The 226-nt window shown below is 70.4% G+C and carries 1 protein-coding gene; it reads left to right on the plus strand.

Annotated features, from left to right (window positions below):
- Positions 1-226, plus strand: a 226-nt coding sequence (locus tag AB4Y42_RS44780; protein ID WP_368697960.1) for an AMP-binding protein, incomplete at both ends; no start/stop codon positions are given.

Here is a 226-nt window from a genome sequence, read left to right on the forward strand (position 1 = left end):
GCGCAGGTCGCCAAGGCGCCGGAGGCGGTGGCGGTGGTCTGTGCGGAGGAGCGCGTGAGTTATGGCGAGCTCAATGCGCGGGCCAACCGTCTGGCGCACTATCTGACCGGGCTCGGTGTGAGGCCGGATCAGCCGGTGGCGATCTGCCTTGCGCGCAGTCCGGCGATGGTGGTGGGGCTGTTGGCGATCCTCAAGGCGGGGGGCGCGTATCTGCCGCTGGATCCGG

Origin of the sequence: Paraburkholderia sp. EG286B, assembly GCF_040965655.1 — a bacterium.
In the GTDB taxonomy this organism is placed as follows: domain Bacteria; phylum Pseudomonadota; class Gammaproteobacteria; order Burkholderiales; family Burkholderiaceae; genus Paraburkholderia.